Genomic DNA, 18,398 nt, shown 5'->3' on the forward strand with positions numbered 1-18,398 from the left:
GGGCGGATCAGGCGGCGGCGCTTTCCTCGCTATACGTGGAGCGCGACAGCGGCTTCAGATGCGCAGCGAACTGTTCGGATGCCGCCGTCCACGAAAAACGCTCGGCCCACGCACGCGCATGGTTGCGATCGATCTTCAGCGCCTGCAGGCACGCTTCGCGCAGATCTTCGTGCATCGCGCCCGCACCGCCGTCGCCAAGCACGTCGATCGGTCCTGTCACTGGATACGCGGCAACAGGCGTGCCGCACGCAAGCGCTTCGAGCAGCACGAGTCCGAACGTGTCGGTCTTGCTCGGGAACACGAAGACGTCGGCGGCCGCGTACACCTTCGCAAGCTCGGCCTGCGTCAGCACGCCGAGATAGTTCGCCGTCGGATAGCGCGACTTCAGTTCGGCGAGCGCCGGGCCTTCGCCGCACACCCATTTCGAGCCGGGCAGATCGAGCTTAAGGAACGCCTCGACATTCTTCTCGACGGCCACGCGTCCCACGTACAGGAAGATCGGCCGCGCGGTGTTGAGCACCTTCGACTCCATCTGCCTGAAGATGTCGAGATCGACGCCACGCGTCCACAATACGACGTTCGTAAAGCCGAACTTCTCGAGATCGGACTTGACGACGGGCGTCGGCGCCATCACGGCCAGCGAGGCCTTATGGAACCAGTGCAGGAAGCGGTACGTCCATGCGACGGGAATGCCGAAGCGCGCCTGCACGTATTCGGGGAAGCGCGTGTGATACGCAGTCGTGAACGGCAGCTTGTGCCTGATCGCATACGCGCGTGCGGCAAGTCCGAGCGGACCTTCCGTCGCGATGTGCAGCGCGTCGGGCCGGAATTCCTCGATACGCTTGTGCAAATGGCGCTTCGGTAGCAGCGACAGGCGAATCTCGGGATACGTTGGGCACGGTATTGTCCTGAACTCGAGCGGCGTCAGCAGATCGACCTCGTGGCCGATTTCCGTCAGTTCGCGCGTCGTGTTCTTTAGCGTGCGCACGACGCCATTGACCTGCGGTTCCCACGCATCGGTGACGATCATGATCTTCATGCGATTGGCCCTCTCGTAGTAGTGGTGGCGCGTATTACGCCGTCGCCGCGCGGACCTTCGTCGCGTTCGCCTCGGGCGAGCGCATCACGGTCCAGTAGATCACCTTGAGCTCGCCTTCATACGTCTCGACGAGCGCCGACAGGCTTTCGACCCAGTCGCCGTCGTTGCAGTAGAGCACGCCGTCGATCTCGCGGATCTCGGCCTTGTGGATGTGCCCGCACACGACGCCGTCGCAGCCGCGCCGACGCGCTTCGTCCGTCATCACGGTCTCGAATGCGGAGATGAAGTTGACGGCGTTCTTCACCTGATGCTTCAGGTATTGCGACAGCGACCAGTACTGGAAGCCGAGCTTGATGCGGATGCGGTTGAACCAGCGATTGAGCACGAGAATCATCGTGTACAGCGTATCGCCGAGATACGCGAGCCACTTCGCATGCTGGATCACGCCGTCGAACAGATCGCCGTGCACGATCCACAGACGCTTGCCCTGCAGCGTCGTGTGAAATGCTTCGCCGCGCACGTGGATGTCGCCGAATGCGAGATCGCAGAACTGGCGCGCGCCCTCGTCGTGATTGCCGGGGATGTACACGACCTGCGTCCCCTTGCGCGCCTTGCGCAAGATCTTCTGCACGACGTCGTTGTGCCCCTGCGGCCAGTACCAGCCTTTCTTCAGCTGCCATCCGTCGATGATGTCGCCGACCAGATACAGGTACTCCGATTCGTTGTGCCGCAAAAAGTCGAGCAGATACTTCGCCTGACAGCCGCTGGAGCCGAGGTGAATGTCGGACAGCCAGATCGTGCGATAACGATGCGAGTTCTCGTGATCGTCGTCGTGATGGCTTTCGGAAGGCGTCGGTATCGTCGGCAGATGTGGGACGGGCGGCAGGCCGACTGAGGAGGAGCGGGGCCCGAAGGCGCCGGGATCGACGCTCGTGCCAGTCTGGCGGAAGAGGGAAGTCGCGGACGTGTTGTTGTCCATGGCTCACGCGTCGAGTTGCAGTACCCGCATTGCGCCATTGCTGTATGACGGAGTCGTGACATTCACGGGAAGTTCTTATTACGCAGGGCGAACTGTCGGTTCGATGCCGTGCGGGTGCGTGGCCGACGCGTGTTGCCGTAGTGTTTTTTGTCTGCGACGCTAGTCGCCGGTCTTTGCTTTTTGTTGCTTTGCGCTGGCGTCCGCGTTATGTCTCTGGTTTGCTAGCGTTGCCCCTGTGCGGGGCGGCACTTACTTTCTTTGCCGCCGCAAAGAAAGTAAGGGAAGGTCTGAACAACCCGTTTTCTCCCTAGGATCTCTAACTGGCACGCGCGGAGTGGAATTCGCGTCCTCATTCACGCTGTGTTGAACCGATGCCGGTCGCATCTTGCGCATGGACGCTGCGCCTTTGGGGGGGCGTCTTCGCCCTTCATTTCGCTTTACCGAGCACCCCGCGAGCCAGCCAGAGATTGATCAGCGCGAACTGCGTTTCGATCTGCGCCGTGTTTTTCGCCAGTCCCCGATACCGCGCCTTCAGATAGCCGAACTGACATTTGAGCACCCGAAACGGGTGCTCAACCTTCGCCCGCACGCCCGCCTTGAGCCGCTCGACTTTCTCGTAGATTCTGTCGAGCCGCTTGCTTTTGTCCAGCTTTCTTCGCTTGCTCGGCCTCATCGCCACGTGCCACTGGACGGCACCCGTTTCGCCTCGCTTCTCGATGCCCACGTAGCCCGCATCGGCAAACGCAACCTGCTCGTCGCCGTGCAACAGTTCATGCGCCACCGTGATGTCGTGAACATTTGCCGGCGTGCACTTGACGGTATGCACCAGCCCCGACTCCACATCGACTCCGATGTGCGCCTTCATACCGAAGTACCAGCTGCCGCCCTTTTGCGTCTGGCTCATCTCGGGGTCTCGCGTGCCAGCCTTCTTCGTCGAACTGGGTGCCGAAATCAGCGTTGCGTCGACCGCCGAGCCCACCTTGAGCATCAGGCCCTTCGCCTGCAGGATCTCGTTGACCGTCGCCAGCATTCTGGCCGACAGCTCATGGGCCTCAAGCAGGTGCCGGAATCGCAGGATCGTGCTCTCGTCAGGCAGCCGCGTCATACCCGTGCCCAGCAGCGCGAACTCCCGGTACAGCGGTATGTCGTGCAGCGCCTCCTCCATCGCCGGGTCCGAGAGGCTGAACCATTGTTGCATGAAGTGAATGCGCAACATCGTTGCGACCGGAAACGGCGGACGGCCGGTCTTGCCTTTCGGATAGTGTGGCTCGATCAGCGCAATCAGTTTCTGCCACGGCACCACGCGCGTCATCTCATCGAGAAACTCGCGCTTGCGGGTGCGCTTCGTCGACAGATCCAGACCAAGACCAAGTTGTGTCATCACGCCACTCCATGAATTCTCCTGATCCCAGGATAGTCCAACCTCACATCAACGCCAGGACTTTTGCAGAGATTCCTAAGCAAAGAAAGCGGGCTAACACCGCCAGTGCTAGTCGTTGCCTGCGGGCCCCCGTCGGGTCCCGCACTCCACACGGCATTGCACTGTCTCACGCCGTTGCCAGCGTGCTAACTCAAGCCTCACCCACTTCGCATGCCCGCGTCACTTACCGCGTTACCAGGAAGTCCACCGCCGCCCAGGTGGCAAACTGTGTGTAGGCCGTCGCGATGGAAGTGCACCACTCCGGACTGAAAAGCGGGATCGGTGTCGTAGAAGCGCCAACGCGTAAGGTGCGACAACCTACACACCGTTTGCCACCTGGGCGGCGCAGACGGTTCGCTGCCGTTGGCTGCGCTACGGGTGACTGGAGAGGGTGATGAGCCTGTTAAAGGCGCTGGCAACATGCGTGGAAAACTGCGTTGCCGAGAATTGGCGGTGTGAGCGGCTTTCTTTTGCCTACTTTTCTTTGCCGCTGCAAAGAAAAGTAGGTGCCGCCCCGCACAGGGGCAACGCATGCAGCACCGATATGAAATCGCGGATGCCACCACAGCAAAAAGCAAAGAATAGCGACTGCGTCGCAGACAAAAACAGCAACTCAACGATGGGCGGTGACGACTTTAGTCCCCGCAAGCCGATCATGCAAAAACTGCCGCCCGGCGCCAAGCCGACCAACACCTGCATACAAAGCAAACCAGACACCGGCAAGCCCGAGCGTCTGCGGCACAGATAAGCCAAGCAAGGGATGCAAAGCCAGCGGCGGCAAGAACCACAACCAGGCCAACACATACCGCAAAACAGCGCGCCAAACCGACACTTTCGCGCCACCCCTGGCGCCCACAATCTGAAGACGCCAGGTCTTCATCGGCAGCGTCTGGCCGCCGTGCGTCCAGAACCACACGAAGTACACGCCGACCACCAGTCCCACCCACGCCGCGAGCCAGTTGTGATGCACGAGCCCGTTGCGCTGCTGCGTGAGCGTGCTGAACAGATAGCCCGCGAAGAACACGACGCCGAACAGCAGCACGCCTTCGTACATCAGCGTGGCGAGACGCCGGCGCACAGTCGGCACGGACGGTTCGGAAGATTCGGGTTGGGGCGGAACGGCTGCGGAGTCGACGGATGTGGACACGGGCTGGGCCTCCGTTGCCGTTGATGAGCCCGCGCGGCGCGAGCTCGGAAAGGAAGATTATGAGCCGTTGAAGATGGACGGCGCTTCGGAAGGCGAAACGGGCGTCGGCGTCGCCGGCACGAAACTGCCGGCAGCGGGGATGGCGGGCGCGCCCTGCGCAGGCGCCGCAACGCCTGCGGAAGCGCCTGCCGTCGCCGGCGGCATCGGCACGCTTGCGAGCTTGTCCTTGCCGTTCACGAGCCGGTTGATGTCCTTGATCTCGGACTTGCCCGATGGCGGCGCGCTGACGACGGTCGGCCGGCGCTTGTGCTCGCTGGCCGCCAGCTTCTGTTTCTGCTCTTCAGGCAACTGCTGATACGCCTTCCAGGCATTCTGGCGCGCCTCGCGCGGCAGTTCCTTCGACACCTGATAGTTTTCGCGTGCAACCCGACGCTGCTCCGGCGTCATGCGAACCCATTCCGCCATGCGCTCATGCAGCCGCTTTTGCGCTTCCGGCGTCATCTTCGGATACCGTGAGGCGATTTTCAGCCACTTGCGCTTGCGCTCTTCGCTGAAGCCGTCCCATTGCGTTTCGAACGGCGCGAGCGCGACATGGTCGGCATTGGTCAGTTTCGACCACGCGAGCGGGCTGGCAGAGATGGGCAGGCCCGGCAGCTCGACTGTCAGCGCCGGGGCGGGCGCTTTCGCGGGCGTGCCGCCCGCAGGCGCCGCGACGGGCGTGGGCTCCGGGTAAAAGCGCGGATAGGTGGCGGCGAATGACACCAAGGCTGCAATCACGCATCCGGACACAACGGCTAGGCCGCGCTTGTAACTCACCCGTCAACTCTCCCCGGTCAGTGGTTGTTGCGCGTCAGGTACGCGTTGAACCCGTGATCGAGATAGGCATTGAGCGGCAAGTCGTCGCTCAGCATGGCGGCGTCGATATCGGCGAGTTCGGCCGTGCGTTGGTGGTCTTCCCACCACGCAATACCCGCGAGGCCAATCACCAGCGCAAGCACGGGCCATGCGAGCGCGAGCTTGCGCAGGCGTGGCAGACGGCGCGAGCCTTCCGGCTGCGGCAGGTGGGCGAGCGTGCCGGCGCCGACGAAGACAGGCGCGAACGCAGGCGCCTGCACGGTTTCAGGCTTCTTGCGTGCGAGGGCGGCACGGCGCGCGGCGGCGAGCCGGTCGGTCGTAGCGGATGGAATACGGGCAGCGTTTTCGTCGAGCGCACGGCGAAGCTGCCGCGCAAACTCGATTTCTTTTGTTTCGAGAGCGGAGCTCATAGCGTGATTCCTTTGGCCTTGAGCGCATGCGCCAGGGTGTGCGTGGCTCGCGAACAGTGTGTTTTCACACTGCCTTCCGAGCAGCCCATCGCGGCAGCAGTCTCAGCGACATCCATATCTTCCCAGTAACGCATCAGAAACGCCTCCCGTTGACGTGCCGGCAACTTTTGGATTTCGTCGTCGATCAACTGCAGAACCTGTTCGCGCTCGAGCTGCTGCTCGCTGCTTTCGACTCCCGTCGCGCCGTCCTGGCTTTCGAACGTCTCCAGCGGGTCGAAGTCTTCGTCGTCGGCGTTGCCCAGTGACGAAAACAGGCTCACCCAGGTGTTGCGCACCTTCTGCCGACGGAAATAGTCGTGCATCGCATTCTGGAGAATACGCTGAAACAAAAGCGGCAGCTCAGCGGCAGGACGGTCGCCGTATTTTTCGGCGAGCTTGATCATCGCGTCCTGCACGATATCGAGAGACGCGTCGTCGTCCCGCACGGCGTAGACCGTCTGCTTGAACGCGCGCCTTTCGACGCCCGCCAGAAAATCGGCGAGTTCCTTTTCTGATGCCATCCGTTGGGGGTCGGCGCAGCGAATGTGCGCGGAATCGGTCGAAAAATGTCGTAAAACTCGCGGATGCTAACAAACTTTCATCCGATCCAGGGGAAAAACGCGCCACCCAGACGCCTTGCAATCAGCCTTCAGCCGCGCTCCGTTGCGTTTCCGGCCATCTGGCCGAGGTCGCGTAAGCCACCCGAAAAACGGTCAGAAGTTGACGACGGAAGGGCGATAGCCGTCAATCATGGAAATATTTGCTTGACCATCGGACATATCGTAGATATCGTCTACGGTTCGCAACATAAGTGACTTGTCTCATTTGAGGTTGGCCCAAGAAGCCTTCCTGTCAAACTGGACGCGCCGCTTGAACCCGAGCCACAAGCCCGGCAGAGAGCACCCGATCAATTTTTTGCCGAAAATTCGAAAGGTGAACGATGAATATGCCCAGCGCGGAATTCTCCACGTCGGATACCACTCCACATCACGAAGCTGACTCTATCGGCGCTACCGTGCTCATGAAGGCACTGGCGGACGAAGAGGTCGAATTCGTCTGGGGCTATCCCGGCGGCTCGGTACTCTACATCTACGACGAGCTTTACAAGCAGGACAAATTCCAGCACGTCCTCGTGCGTCACGAGCAGGCCGCGGTTCACGCCGCCGACGCCTACGCACGCTCGACCGGCAAGGTCGGCGTCTGCCTCGTGACCTCCGGTCCCGGCGTCACCAATGCGGTGACGGGCATCGCGACGGCCTACATGGACTCGATCCCGATGGTCATCATCAGCGGCCAGGTGCCGACTGCCGCGATCGGCCAGGATGCGTTCCAGGAGTGCGACACGGTCGGCATCACGCGTCCTTGCGTGAAGCACAACTTCCTCGTGAAGGACGTGCGCGATCTCGCCGCTACCGTCAAGAAAGCTTTCTACATTGCACGCACCGGTCGTCCCGGCCCTGTGCTGATCGACATTCCGAAAGATGTGTCGAAGGCGCCGTGCCAGTACGAGCCGATCAAAAGCGTGTCGCTGCGCTCGTACAACCCGGTCACGAAGGGCCACTCGGGCCAGATCCGCAAGGCTGTTGCGCTGCTGCTGTCGGCGAAGCGTCCGTATATCTACACGGGCGGCGGCATCATCCTCGCGGATGCGTCGCGCGAACTGAACCAGTTCGCCGATCTGCTCGGCTATCCCGTCACGAACACGCTGATGGGCCTGGGCGGCTATCGCGCAGCGGACAAGAAATTCCTCGGCATGCTCGGCATGCACGGCACGTACGAAGCCAACATGGCGATGCAGCACTGCGACGTGCTGATCGCGATCGGCGCGCGTTTCGACGACCGTGTGATCGGTGACCCCGCTCACTTCTCGTCGCGTCCGCGCAAGATCATTCACATCGACATTGACCCGTCGTCGATCTCGAAGCGCGTGAAGGTCGATATTCCGATCGTCGGCGACGTGAAGGAAGTGCTGAAGGAACTGATCGAACAGTTGCAGACGGCCGAGCATGGTCCCGACACCGCGGCGCTCGCCGACTGGTGGAAGGACATCGAAGCCTGGCGCGCAAAAGACTGCCTGAAGTTCGACCGCAATAGCGACATCATCAAGCCGCAATACGTGGTGGAAAAGGCGTGGGAATTGACGGACGGCAATGCCTTCGTGTGTTCCGACGTCGGCCAGCACCAGATGTGGGCGGCGCAGTTCTATCGCTTCAACAAACCGCGTCGCTGGATCAATTCCGGCGGTCTCGGCACGATGGGCTTCGGCCTGCCGGCTGCGATGGGCGTCAAGATGGCGCATCCGGATGACGACGTGCTGTGTATCACGGGCGAAGGCTCGATCCAGATGTGCATCCAGGAGCTGTCCACCTGCAAGCAGTACGAGACGCCCGTCAAGATCATTTCGCTTAACAACCGCTATCTGGGCATGGTGCGCCAGTGGCAGCAGATCGAATACAGCAAGCGCTATTCGCATTCGTACATGGATGCGCTGCCCGATTTCGTGAAGCTCGCCGAAGCGTACGGCCACGTCGGCATGCGGATCGAAAAGACCGCTGACGTGGAACCGGCGCTGAAGGAAGCACTGCGCCTGAAAGATCGCACGGTGTTTCTCGACTTCCAGACCGATCCGACCGAAAACGTCTGGCCGATGGTTCAGGCCGGCAAGGGCATCACGGAGATGCTCCTCGGGTCGGAAGATCTATAACGAGCGCCTTCCAGCGCCGGCTTCGTCATGCACGTCTCCACAAAGGGCGAGAGCGGACGAAGCGGCATGGAACGCACGCATCGCATATATCGACATCTGGAAGAAGCGAACATCATGAGACACATCATTTCCGTTTTGCTGGAAAACGAACCGGGCGCGCTGTCGCGCGTGGTCGGCCTGTTCTCCGCACGCGGCTACAACATTGAAACCTTGACGGTAGCGCCGACCGAAGACCGTTCGCTGTCGCGCATGACCATCGTTTCCATTGGCTCGGACGACGTGATCGAACAGATCACGAAGCATCTGAACCGCCTGATCGAGGTGGTGAAAGTGGTCGACCTGACCGAGGGCGCCCACATCGAACGCGAGCTGATGCTGATCAAGGTAAGGGCGGTCGGCAAGGAACGTGAGGAGATGAAGCGGATGTCGGATATTTTCCGCGGCCGCATCATCGACGTCACCGAAAAGACCTACACGATCGAACTGACGGGCGCGAGCGAGAAGCTCGACGCGTTCATCGAAGGGCTCGACGCCACCGCGATTCTCGAAACGGTCCGCACGGGCGGTTCGGGTATCGGGCGCGGCGAGCGTATCCTGAAGGTTTGACCGCAGTTCGATCGGAGCCGGGCGTTGCGTCAGACGTCCGGTTCCACGCAACATACACACGCAGCTTTGAATTTTTCTGAATATCGCCAAGGAACAGACATGAAAGTTTTCTACGACAAGGACGCCGACCTCTCCCTCATCAAAGGCAAGCAGGTCACCATCATCGGCTATGGCTCGCAAGGCCATGCGCACGCGCTGAACCTGAAGGAAAGCGGCGTGAACGTCACGGTCGGTCTGCGCAAGGGCGGCGCATCGTGGAGCAAGGCTGAGAACGCAGGTCTGACGGTCAAGGAAGTGGCGGAAGCCGTGAAGGGCGCAGACGTCGTCATGATGCTGCTGCCGGACGAGCAGATCGCCGAAGTCTACGCGAAGGAAGTGCACGCCAACGCCAAGCAGGGCGCAGCCCTCGCATTCGCGCACGGCTTCAACGTGCATTACGGCCAGGTGATCCCGCGCGCGGATCTGGACGTCATCATGATCGCGCCGAAAGCGCCGGGCCACACGGTGCGCGGCACGTACTCGCAAGGCGGCGGCGTGCCTCACCTGATCGCGGTCGCACAGGACAAGTCGGGCGCAGCACGCGACATCGCGCTGTCGTACGCAGCGGCGAACGGCGGCGGCCGTGCCGGCATCATCGAAACGAACTTCCGTGAAGAAACGGAAACCGACCTGTTCGGCGAGCAGGCGGTTCTGTGCGGCGGTACGGTCGACCTGATCAAGGCCGGTTTCGAAACGCTGGTCGAAGCGGGCTACGCGCCGGAAATGGCGTACTTCGAGTGCCTGCACGAACTGAAGCTGATCGTCGACCTGATCTACGAAGGCGGTATCGCGAACATGAACTACTCGATCTCGAACAACGCCGAGTACGGCGAGTACGTGACGGGCCCGCGCATCATCACGGAAGACACGAAGAAGGTGATGAAGGAAGTCCTGAAGGACATCCAGACGGGCGAGTACGCGAAGAGCTTCATCCTCGAAAACCGCGCTGGCGCGCCGACGCTGCAATCGCGTCGCCGCATCACGGCCGAGCACCAGATCGAGCAGGTCGGCTCGAAGCTGCGCGCGATGATGCCGTGGATCGCGAAGAACAAGCTGGTCGATCAGTCGAAGAACTAATCTGCCCGTTTTTCGCACTCCGGCGCACGAAATGCGCCGGAAGCGTCAAAAAGCCGTCCAGGTGTGCTGAACCCTGGACGGCTTTTGCTATCCTACGGTTTTCAGTGCGACGTGAGTCGCATCGACTGGACGGCGAAAGCCGTCCCATTGGTGGCACCTTGTGGCCACCCCTTGTGTAGCAAACGAGACTGGGCGCTGTCTGGCTTGGAATCGTAGCCTTAGACGCGTTGGAGTCTTATGACTCTTGTGCGTAATTGCATTGACCTGATTACCGTCAGGTTCCGCCCAGTTAGCGGCTTCAACTCCGCTAACAAAGCGGATTGGGGTATGTGATTTCAGGGTAGGTCGAGCGCAAGCTCGGTTTGTCATTGTTCAACTTCTAGGGAGAACACCCCTGTGAAGTAGAGAACCTGCTGTGCGACCAGCAGTAGCCTAGGAGGACATGCGTCACTGGTAACGGTGGGGTGTGAAGCTTCTCTGACAATGTAGCCCCCGAAATTTGGGTGAATGCCTGTTGTGAAACAGTCATTCGGAGACTCCTAGCAGCGATGGGGTCGAGGCGCTAGGCTGGCTGAAACGGTTAACGGAAGTGAACTGCTGATAAACCTCGTAAGTAGGACGATGCCAAAGCTGCTGATAGGCATTAACCAAAAGGGTGTGTGGTCGGATAACTCGCTTGAAATTCGGGTTACGTCGTCTGAAGACCACCGGGGGATAGGCAGAACCTACTTCAGTCGTGTGACAGGCCGGGAACACGGTAAGCCCGTATCGTTGCCAGCTCTTTTGGGCTGGCAGGTAGACCGCAAGGAATGCTGTTGACGGTGCGGGTAGAGGATGACGGAGAAAGCGAATGCCGGGCTGTAATGGTCCGGATAGGGGTTGAGACATTACCCCACGTGAAAGCGGGCAGACTTCCGTCTGGTCTACCGTCGCAAGATGGCTGGCAGACCTTAAGACTTGGTGAGACACGGGCGTTTCCGTCCGTGCGTAGTACATGGATGACTTATGGGCGCATGCGCCCATATTTGTTCAACTGTTGTTCCCCAGCGGGGTGTATCTACCCCGCTGGGGAAGATGCGCCTTCTGCTATGGGAATGATCAACCCAAGGTAGGAGAGCAGCATGAAAGTATCTGTCCGAAAGGATGGATCTGCGCTTTCCCACGTGCCTGACAACTGGTACGCCGTAGATTGGCGTCGAGTCGAACGGAACGTGAGAGGGATGCAGATTCGAATTGCGAAGGCGACGCGGGAAGGTGACTGGCGCAGGGTGAAAGCTTTGCAACGGATGCTGACCCGCACGTTGTCCGCAAAGTTGTATGCGGTACGACGTGTTACGCAGAACCAGGGTGCGCGAACGGCGGGAGTCGATCGCGAACTGTGGGATTCGCCTGAGAGCCGATGGGAAGCCGTCGGCAGGTTAAAGCGGCGTGGATACAAGCCTCTGCCATTACGGAGAGTCTTTATCCCCAAGGCCAATGGGAAGGAGCGCCCTTTGGGCATTCCGACCATGCGGGACAGGGCGATGCAAGCCCTGTATCTGCTGGCACTGGAGCCGGTGTCGGAATCGACGAGCGACCCGAACTCCTATGGGTTCAGGATTAACCGCTCGACTGCCGATGCCATGTCGCAAATATTCGTCGCCATGTCCCAGAAGGGCTCTGCCCAATGGGTGCTGGAAGCGGATATCAAAGGCTGTTTTGACTGGATCAACCACGACTGGTTAATCGCCAATGTCCCGATGGACAAGGAGATCCTCCGGAAATGGTTGAAGGCTGGCCTGATTTACAAGGGGCAGCTACAGGCGACTGAGGCCGGTACGCCGCAGGGAGGGATCATCTCCCCGACGCTGGCTAACGTGACGCTGAACGGGCTGGAACGAGAATTGGTTTCGTACCTCGGTGCGAAGTTGGGAATCGCAAAAGCCAAGAAGCTGAAAGTGAATGTGGTGCGGTACGCGGATGATTTCGTGATTACAGGCGACTCGAAAGAGGTACTGGAGAGCGAGATTAAGCCTTGGGTGGAAGCATTCCTCGCTGTTCGGGGACTGCAACTGTCGGAGGAGAAAACGCGGATCACCCACATTGACGAAGGTTTCGACTTCCTTGGGTGGAATTTCCGGAAGTATTCGGGGAAGCTGCTCATCAAACCGAGCAAGAAGAACGTGCAGACGTTCTATCGCAAGGTGTCGGAAGCGATCAGTGGTAACAAGACGGTGAAGCACGAGGATCTGATCCGACTGCTGAATCCTATGCTACGTGGATGGGCGCGGTATCACAGCCCCGTAGTAGCCAAGCAGGCGTACAGCCGCATGGAGTCTCTGATTTTCAGGAGACTCTGGTGGTGGTCAAAGCGGCGACATCCCAACAAGGGTGCCGAGTGGGTGAGAGAGAAATACTTTCGCTCCGACGGCAACCGACATTGGATCTTTGCTGTCCCTGTGGTTCGAGACGATGGCAGCGCAGGCCTGAGCGAGTTGTACCAGCTTCGCGGTACATCAATTAGGCGGCATCGGAAGATCAAAGGCGACTTCAATCCCTTTGATCCTGATTGGGAACAGTATGGCGAGCAGTTGCGGCAGGCACGCATGGAAGGCTCAATGCGGCATCGCAAGCAATGGATCTCGTTATATATGTCGCAAAGCGGGTTGTGTGCGCATTGCGGCTGCGCTCTGACGCGAGAGACAGGCTGGCACAACCATCATCTGGAATATCGGGTGCATGGCGGTTCAGACGCCCTCTTCAATCGAGTGCTATTGCATCCCGACTGTCACCGGCAAGTGCATGTAGGTAGAATCGCGCTAACTAAGCCGGCCCGGTCGTAAGACTGGGCTTTGTTTGTAGATTGGAGCCGTATGCGGGGAAACTCGCACGTACGGTTCTTAGGGGGCTCTCCTTCTGCGAAGAAGGGGGGCTACCCTCCAAAAGACTGAACCCAACCTTATGAATTACCCCCATCCGATCATCGCGCGCGAAGGCTGGCCGTTCATCGCCATCGCGGCCGTCGTTGCGTTGTTGATCCACTTCGTCGCAGGGTTCGGCATTGCCTGGATTTTCTGGCTGTTGCTCCTGTTCGTCGTGCAATTTTTCCGCGATCCGGCGCGTCCCATTCCGACGCAGGCCAACGCGGTGCTGTGCCCGGCTGACGGCCGCATCGTCGCCGTCGAGACGGCGCACGATCCCTACGCGAACCGCGAAGCGCTGAAGATCAGCGTGTTCATGAATGTGTTCAACGTGCACTCGCAGCGTTCGCCCGTGGATGGCGCGATTTCGAAGGTCGAATATTTCCCGGGCGCGTATCTGAACGCCGCGGTCGACAAGGCATCGACGGAAAATGAACGTAACGCAATCGTCATCGAAACGGCGAGCGGCGCGACCGTGACGTCCGTGCAGATTGCCGGCCTGATCGCGCGACGCATCCTCTGCTACGTGCGCGCGGGCGAGCCGCTCACGCGCGGCCAGCGTTATGGCTTCATCCGTTTCGGATCGCGGGTCGACGTGTATCTGCCCATGGGCAGCCGCCCGCGTGTGTCGATCGGCGAGAAGGTGTCGGCGTCGTCCACGATTCTGGCTGAGCTATAAAGCGGCACAGGGAGGGTTCGATGGCCGCATTCAAACCGCGTCGTCCTCGTAGCAGCGGTTCGCCGCAGCCGCGTCCGTTCCGGCGTAACAAACCACCCGTGGTCGCGGAATCCGTGATCGACAGCCGCCGTGCCGCGCGGCAGCAGTTTCTGCGCAAGCGCGGCATTTATCTGCTGCCGAATGCATTTACGACGGCCGCGCTGTTCTGCGGTTTCTTCGCCGTCGTGCAGGCGATGAACGTGCGTTTCGAAGTCGCCGCGATCGCGATCTTCGTCGCGATGGTGCTCGACGGCATGGACGGGCGCGTCGCGCGCATGACGCATACCCAGAGCGCGTTCGGCGAGCAGTTCGACAGTCTGTCGGACATGGTGTCGTTTGGCGTCGCGCCGGCGCTCGTGATGTACGAGTGGATTCTCAAGGATCTGGGCCGTTGGGGCTGGCTGGCGGCGTTCGTCTATTGCTCGGGTGCGGCGCTGCGCCTTGCGCGTTTCAACACGAATATCGGTGTTGTCGACAAGCGGTTTTTTCAGGGTATGCCGAGTCCGGCTGCCGCTGCGCTGATCGCGGGTTTTGTCTGGCTCGCTACTGATAATCGCGTGCCTTTGAAGCTCGTGTGGCTGCCTTGGGTTGCGTTTGCCTTGACCATTTACGCGGGCGTAACGATGGTGTCGAACGCGCCGTTCTATAGCGGCAAGGCGCTGGATGTGCGGCATCGCGTGCCGTTTGCCGCGATTCTGCTGGTGGTGGTCGCGTTTGTGCTCGTGTCTTCAGATCCACCGTTGATGCTGTTTGGCCTCTTCGTGCTGTATGGCTTTTCCGGGTACGTGTTCTGGGGGTACCGCGCGGTGCGGGGCATGGGGAATCCTGCTCGGTCCTCGCAGCGGCCTGGATAAGGATTTGGCTTGATGCCTGCGGCGCTTTTTTTTTGCTGGCATCCGCGGTTTCGTATCGGTGCTGCATGCGTTGCCCCTGTGCGGGGCGGCACCTACTTTTCTTTGCCGCGGCAAAGAAAAGTAGGCAAAAGAAAGCCGCTCACACCGCCAGTACTCGTTTTTTGCCTGCGGGCCCCCGTCGGGTCCCGCACTCCAGACGGCAACGCACTTTTCCACGCATGTCACCAGCGCCTTGAACAGGCGCATCACCCACTTCGATCACCCGTAGCGCAGCCAGCGGCAGCGAACGGTTTGTGCAGCCCAGGTGGCAAACGGTGTGTAGCCTGTCGCACCGTATGCGTCGGCGCTCCTACGACACCGATCCGCTTTTCAGTCCGGAGTGGTGCACTTCCATCACGACGGCCTACACACAGTTTGCCACCTGGGCGGCCGGGGACTTTCTGGTAAAGCGAAACGTGACGCGGGAAGGTGAAGTGGGTGAGGCGTGAGTTAGTACGCTGGCAACTCGCGTGAGACAGTGGGTTGCCGTGTGAAGTGCGGGACCCGTGGGGGGCCCGCAGGCAACAACTAGCATTCGCGGGGTTAGCCCGCTTTCTTTGCTTACTTTCTTTGCGGCGGCAAAGAAAGTAAGTGCCGCCCCGCACAGGGGCAACGCCTGAAGCACCGATATGAAACCGCGGATGCCCGCGCGAAAACCGTCTCGCCCCGCGAGGGCGAACCGTGGATGCCCACGCGAAAACCGTCTCGCCCCGCGAGGGCCAACCGCGGATGCCCGCGCGAAAACCGTCTCGCCCCGCGAGGGCCAACCGCGGATGCCCGCGCGAAAACCGCCTCGCCCCGCGAGGGCCAACCGCGGATGCCCGCGCGAAAACCGTCTCGCCCCGCGAAGGCCAACCGCGCAAACACAAAAAACACAGACGCATCGCGGACACTCACCGAAAGGCAAAAACCCAAAAACTGCCCGCAGGGCAAACAATTGCACGTTTCAAGGATTGCCGCTATAGTCGCTGGCATGGCACTTTCCAAGTTCCCCTTCCTGTCTCTTCAAGCCAGCGCGCCGCTACTAGGCGAGCTAGCGCTAGCGCGCCTGCCGCGCTGATCGTTTTCGCCCTCCGTCTGCCTCGTTCGTCGTCTAGCGTCGCCAGCGGTTGCGGCGCAAACACTCGAATTCCGTTTTCCAATTCAAATTGACCGAATCCCCCTGGAGACCCGAGATGGCAGACAAGCTCATCATTTTCGACACGACCTTGCGCGACGGCGAACAATCGCCCGGTGCGTCGATGACGAAGGAAGAAAAGATCCGTATCGCGAAGCAGCTCGAACGGATGAAAGTCGACGTGATCGAGGCCGGTTTCGCCGCCAGCTCAAACGGCGACTTCGACGCGATCCATACGATCGCCGGCATGATCAAGGACAGCACGATCTGCTCGCTCGCACGCGCGAACGATAAGGACATCCAGCGTGCCGCCGACGCCCTCAAGCCCGCCGACCACTTCCGCATCCACACCTTCATCGCGACGTCGCCGCTGCACATGGAGAAGAAGCTGCGGATGTCGCCGGAACAGGTGTTCGAGCAGGCCAAACTGGCTGTGCGCTTCGCCCGCAAGTTCACGAACGACGTCGAGTTTTCGCCCGAAGACGGCAGCCGCTCGGACATGGACTTCCTGTGCCGCGTGCTCGAAGCCGTGATCGCGGAAGGCGCGACGACGATCAACATCGCCGACACCGTCGGCTACGGCGTGCCGGAACTGTACGGCAACCTCGTGAAGACGCTGCGCGAGCGCATTCCGAACTCGGATAAGGCCGTCTTCTCGGTGCACTGCCATAACGATCTCGGCATGGCCGTCGCGAATTCGCTCGCGGGCGTGCAGATCGGTGGCGCGCGCCAGGTGGAATGCACGATCAACGGTCTGGGCGAGCGTGCGGGTAACACGTCGCTCGAAGAAATCGTGATGGCCGTGCGTACCCGTAAGGATTACTTCGGCCTCGATCTCGGCATCGACACGACACAGATCGTGCCGGCATCGAAGCTCGTGTCGCAGATCACCGGCTTCGTCGTGCAGCCGAACAAGGCCGTGGTCGGCGCGAACGCGTTCGCGCACGCGTCGGGCATCCACCAGGACGGCGTGCTCAAGGCGCGCGACACCTACGAAATCATGCGCGCGGAAGACGTGGGCTGGACCGCGAACAAGATCGTGCTCGGCAAGCTCTCGGGCCGCAACGCGTTCAAGCAGCGCCTGCAGGAACTCGGCATCACGCTCGACAGCGAAAGCGAACTGAATCTCGCGTTCCAGCGTTTCAAGGAACTCGCGGACCGCAAGGCCGAAATCTTCGACGAAGACATCATTGCGATCGTCACGGAAGAGTCGGCCGAAGCGCAGGAGAAGGAGCACTATAAGTTCGTGTCGCTGTCGCAACACTCGGAAACGGGCGAGCGCCCGCACGCGCGCATCGCGTTCTCGGTCGAGGGCAAGGAAGTGATCGGCGAGGCGAACGGCAACGGCCCTGTCGACGCGACCTTCAACGCAATCGAAACGGAAGTCGGCAGCGGTTCGGAACTGCTGCTGTACTCGGTCAACGCGATCACGACGGGCACGCAGGCACAGGGCGAAGTGACCGTGCGCCTGTCGAAGGCAGGCCGCATCGTGAATGGCGTCGGCACGGATCCGGATATCGTCGCGGCTTCGGCGAAGGCCTATATTTCGGCGTTGAACCGCCTGTATGCGGGAGCAGACAAGCTGAACCCGCAACGCGCGGACATCTAGCAGGTTGCTGCGCTCATTGTGCGGCGAGCCGAAATGAGAAAACCCCGCTGCGGCGGGGTTTTTTGTTGCCGTCGATTCATCGACTCATGAAAAAAGCCGCCTCGCGAGGCGGCTTTTCACTCGAGCGGTAACCCAGGCTTAAAACAAGCTGCGCCGGTCGGGATCGTGCAGCGGATCGGGCGTCTTCTGGGTCAGGCGCAGGATGCCCTGATCGTCGAAATAGAAGCTGTACATCATGTACCAGACGTTGTCTTCCTGATAGCGATACGTCCAGACTTCGCGCTTCATCAGCGGGAAATAATTCGTTTCGACGGGGCGCCCGAAGTTCACGAGCACGTCATCGCGCGTCCATTTGCCGATTTCCGCACGATAAAACTCGTTCGGCTGCAACACCTGTCGCACGTTGACGATCTTGCCGGACGCGTCGATGTCGGCGGCCGTCGTCGTTTCGCCCATCGGCTGCGTCGGCCACATCAGGCGCTTGCCGCCGTTCGGCAGGTCGTAGACTTCACGCGGCGGGCCGAGGCGGGCGATGATCGTCGACTGATCCGCGCCCGCCTGGTAGTTCTGCCAGGGCTGCGCACATCCCGCGAGCACGAGGGCGCAGGCGAGTGCGGCAAGCGCGCCGCGCGCCTGGCGCACGGATCGCGCGGATGAGGGGCGGTTGAGCATGACACCTCCGTTGGCGGTCGATGACGGTTGTTATTGTCCTGAGCAGATATTTTGACACGCGTCGCGTGAAAAGATTTTGGGCGCTTCGCGTGTTGCTGCGTGCGTTCGCCTCCGACGCGCTTGCTTGCAGGCCGTGCGCCGTCCTATGATCCGCGCTTCGATCGACAGACGGGG

Annotated in this window: 15 protein-coding genes; 7 read left to right on the forward strand and 8 right to left on the reverse strand. The window is 60.7% G+C overall.

Going from position 1 to position 18,398, the window contains the following annotated elements:
* Positions 1-7 precede the first annotated feature (7 nt).
* The 7 genes from FRZ40_RS00615 to FRZ40_RS00645 form a co-directional block, all read right to left on the reverse strand.
* On the reverse strand, positions 8-1,039 hold the full coding sequence (locus tag FRZ40_RS00615) for a glycosyltransferase family 4 protein (protein ID WP_147232983.1): 1,032 nt from the start codon (positions 1,037-1,039) through the stop codon (positions 8-10).
* Positions 1,040-1,073: 34 nt separating this feature from the next.
* Positions 1,074-2,018 (reverse strand): UDP-2,3-diacylglucosamine diphosphatase, encoded by a 945-nt coding sequence (locus FRZ40_RS00620; RefSeq protein ID WP_147232984.1) that lies wholly within the window; start codon positions 2,016-2,018, stop codon positions 1,074-1,076.
* A 427-nt stretch (positions 2,019-2,445) separates the two neighbouring features.
* The gene (locus FRZ40_RS00625) at positions 2,446-3,399 is read right to left on the reverse strand and encodes an IS5 family transposase (RefSeq protein WP_147232985.1); all 954 of its coding nucleotides are present in this window, start codon (positions 3,397-3,399) and stop codon (positions 2,446-2,448) included.
* Positions 3,400-4,051: 652 nt separating this feature from the next.
* Positions 4,052-4,585, reverse strand: a complete 534-nt coding sequence (locus tag FRZ40_RS00630) for an RDD family protein (RefSeq protein WP_147232986.1) — start codon at positions 4,583-4,585, stop codon at positions 4,052-4,054.
* Between the two features lie 57 nt (positions 4,586-4,642).
* Positions 4,643-5,401: a DUF3106 domain-containing protein gene (locus FRZ40_RS00635; protein ID WP_147232987.1), complete on the reverse strand. Its 759-nt coding sequence runs from the start codon at positions 5,399-5,401 to the stop codon at positions 4,643-4,645.
* Positions 5,402-5,418: 17 nt separating this feature from the next.
* Complete coding sequence (locus tag FRZ40_RS00640; protein WP_147232988.1) at positions 5,419-5,850, reverse strand: DUF3619 family protein; 432 nt, start codon at positions 5,848-5,850, stop codon at positions 5,419-5,421.
* Positions 5,847-6,410: an RNA polymerase sigma factor gene (locus FRZ40_RS00645; RefSeq protein WP_028371308.1), complete on the reverse strand. Its 564-nt coding sequence runs from the start codon at positions 6,408-6,410 to the stop codon at positions 5,847-5,849. Before FRZ40_RS00645 ends, FRZ40_RS00640 begins: the two co-directional genes overlap by 4 nt.
* Positions 6,411-6,829: 419 nt before the next feature.
* On the opposite strand from FRZ40_RS00645, the gene FRZ40_RS00650 reads away from it, so the two are divergent.
* From FRZ40_RS00650 to FRZ40_RS00685, 7 genes are all read left to right on the forward strand, one after another.
* On the forward strand, positions 6,830-8,593 hold the full coding sequence (locus FRZ40_RS00650) for an acetolactate synthase 3 catalytic subunit (RefSeq protein ID WP_028371307.1): 1,764 nt from the start codon (positions 6,830-6,832) through the stop codon (positions 8,591-8,593).
* Between the two features lie 114 nt (positions 8,594-8,707).
* A complete protein-coding gene (ilvN, locus tag FRZ40_RS00655; RefSeq protein WP_007588180.1) occupies positions 8,708-9,199 on the forward strand; it encodes an acetolactate synthase small subunit in 492 nt (163 codons plus the stop codon).
* A 66-nt stretch (positions 9,200-9,265) separates the two neighbouring features.
* Positions 9,266-10,315 (forward strand): ketol-acid reductoisomerase, encoded by a 1,050-nt coding sequence (ilvC, locus tag FRZ40_RS00660; protein ID WP_167528632.1) that lies wholly within the window; start codon positions 9,266-9,268, stop codon positions 10,313-10,315.
* Between the two features lie 1,121 nt (positions 10,316-11,436).
* Positions 11,437-13,137 (forward strand): group II intron reverse transcriptase/maturase, encoded by a 1,701-nt coding sequence (gene ltrA, locus FRZ40_RS00670; protein WP_147232990.1) that lies wholly within the window; start codon positions 11,437-11,439, stop codon positions 13,135-13,137.
* A 118-nt stretch (positions 13,138-13,255) separates the two neighbouring features.
* Entirely contained in the window at positions 13,256-13,894 is a 639-nt protein-coding gene (locus FRZ40_RS00675) for a phosphatidylserine decarboxylase (protein WP_028371306.1), read from the forward strand.
* 20 nt (positions 13,895-13,914) lie between these two features.
* Entirely contained in the window at positions 13,915-14,787 is an 873-nt protein-coding gene (gene pssA / locus FRZ40_RS00680; protein ID WP_028371305.1) for a CDP-diacylglycerol--serine O-phosphatidyltransferase, read from the forward strand.
* 1,214 nt (positions 14,788-16,001) lie between these two features.
* On the forward strand, positions 16,002-17,552 hold the full coding sequence (locus tag FRZ40_RS00685; protein ID WP_147232991.1) for a 2-isopropylmalate synthase: 1,551 nt from the start codon (positions 16,002-16,004) through the stop codon (positions 17,550-17,552).
* A 138-nt stretch (positions 17,553-17,690) separates the two neighbouring features.
* Here the strand turns inward: FRZ40_RS00685 and FRZ40_RS00690 are convergent, their stop codons facing one another.
* Positions 17,691-18,224: a hypothetical protein gene (locus FRZ40_RS00690; protein WP_028369581.1), complete on the reverse strand. Its 534-nt coding sequence runs from the start codon at positions 18,222-18,224 to the stop codon at positions 17,691-17,693.
* Positions 18,225-18,398: the final 174 nt, after the last annotated feature.

Origin of the sequence: Paraburkholderia azotifigens, from assembly GCF_007995085.1 — a bacterium.
Classification (GTDB): domain Bacteria; phylum Pseudomonadota; class Gammaproteobacteria; order Burkholderiales; family Burkholderiaceae; genus Paraburkholderia; species Paraburkholderia azotifigens.

Bases quoted from the DNA above. Each gene is read 5' to 3' on its own strand.
- ilvN (WP_007588180.1), top strand. From the start codon at position 8,708: ATGAGACACATCATTTCCGTTTTGCTGGAAAACGAACCGGGCGCGCTG.
- FRZ40_RS00650 (WP_028371307.1), top strand. From the start codon at position 6,830: ATGAATATGCCCAGCGCGGAATTCTCCACGTCGGATACCACTCCACAT.
- FRZ40_RS00685 (WP_147232991.1), top strand. From the start codon at position 16,002: ATGGCAGACAAGCTCATCATTTTCGACACGACCTTGCGCGACGGCGAA.
- FRZ40_RS00645 (WP_028371308.1), bottom strand. From the start codon at position 6,410: ATGGCATCAGAAAAGGAACTCGCCGATTTTCTGGCGGGCGTCGAAAGG.
- FRZ40_RS00690 (WP_028369581.1), bottom strand. From the start codon at position 18,224: ATGCTCAACCGCCCCTCATCCGCGCGATCCGTGCGCCAGGCGCGCGGC.
- FRZ40_RS00620 (WP_147232984.1), bottom strand. From the start codon at position 2,018: ATGGACAACAACACGTCCGCGACTTCCCTCTTCCGCCAGACTGGCACG.
- FRZ40_RS00615 (WP_147232983.1), bottom strand. From the start codon at position 1,039: ATGAAGATCATGATCGTCACCGATGCGTGGGAACCGCAGGTCAATGGC.
- pssA (WP_028371305.1), top strand. From the start codon at position 13,915: ATGGCCGCATTCAAACCGCGTCGTCCTCGTAGCAGCGGTTCGCCGCAG.
- ltrA (WP_147232990.1), top strand. From the start codon at position 11,437: ATGAAAGTATCTGTCCGAAAGGATGGATCTGCGCTTTCCCACGTGCCT.
- FRZ40_RS00675 (WP_028371306.1), top strand. From the start codon at position 13,256: ATGAATTACCCCCATCCGATCATCGCGCGCGAAGGCTGGCCGTTCATC.
- FRZ40_RS00625 (WP_147232985.1), bottom strand. From the start codon at position 3,399: ATGACACAACTTGGTCTTGGTCTGGATCTGTCGACGAAGCGCACCCGC.
- FRZ40_RS00640 (WP_147232988.1), bottom strand. From the start codon at position 5,850: ATGAGCTCCGCTCTCGAAACAAAAGAAATCGAGTTTGCGCGGCAGCTT.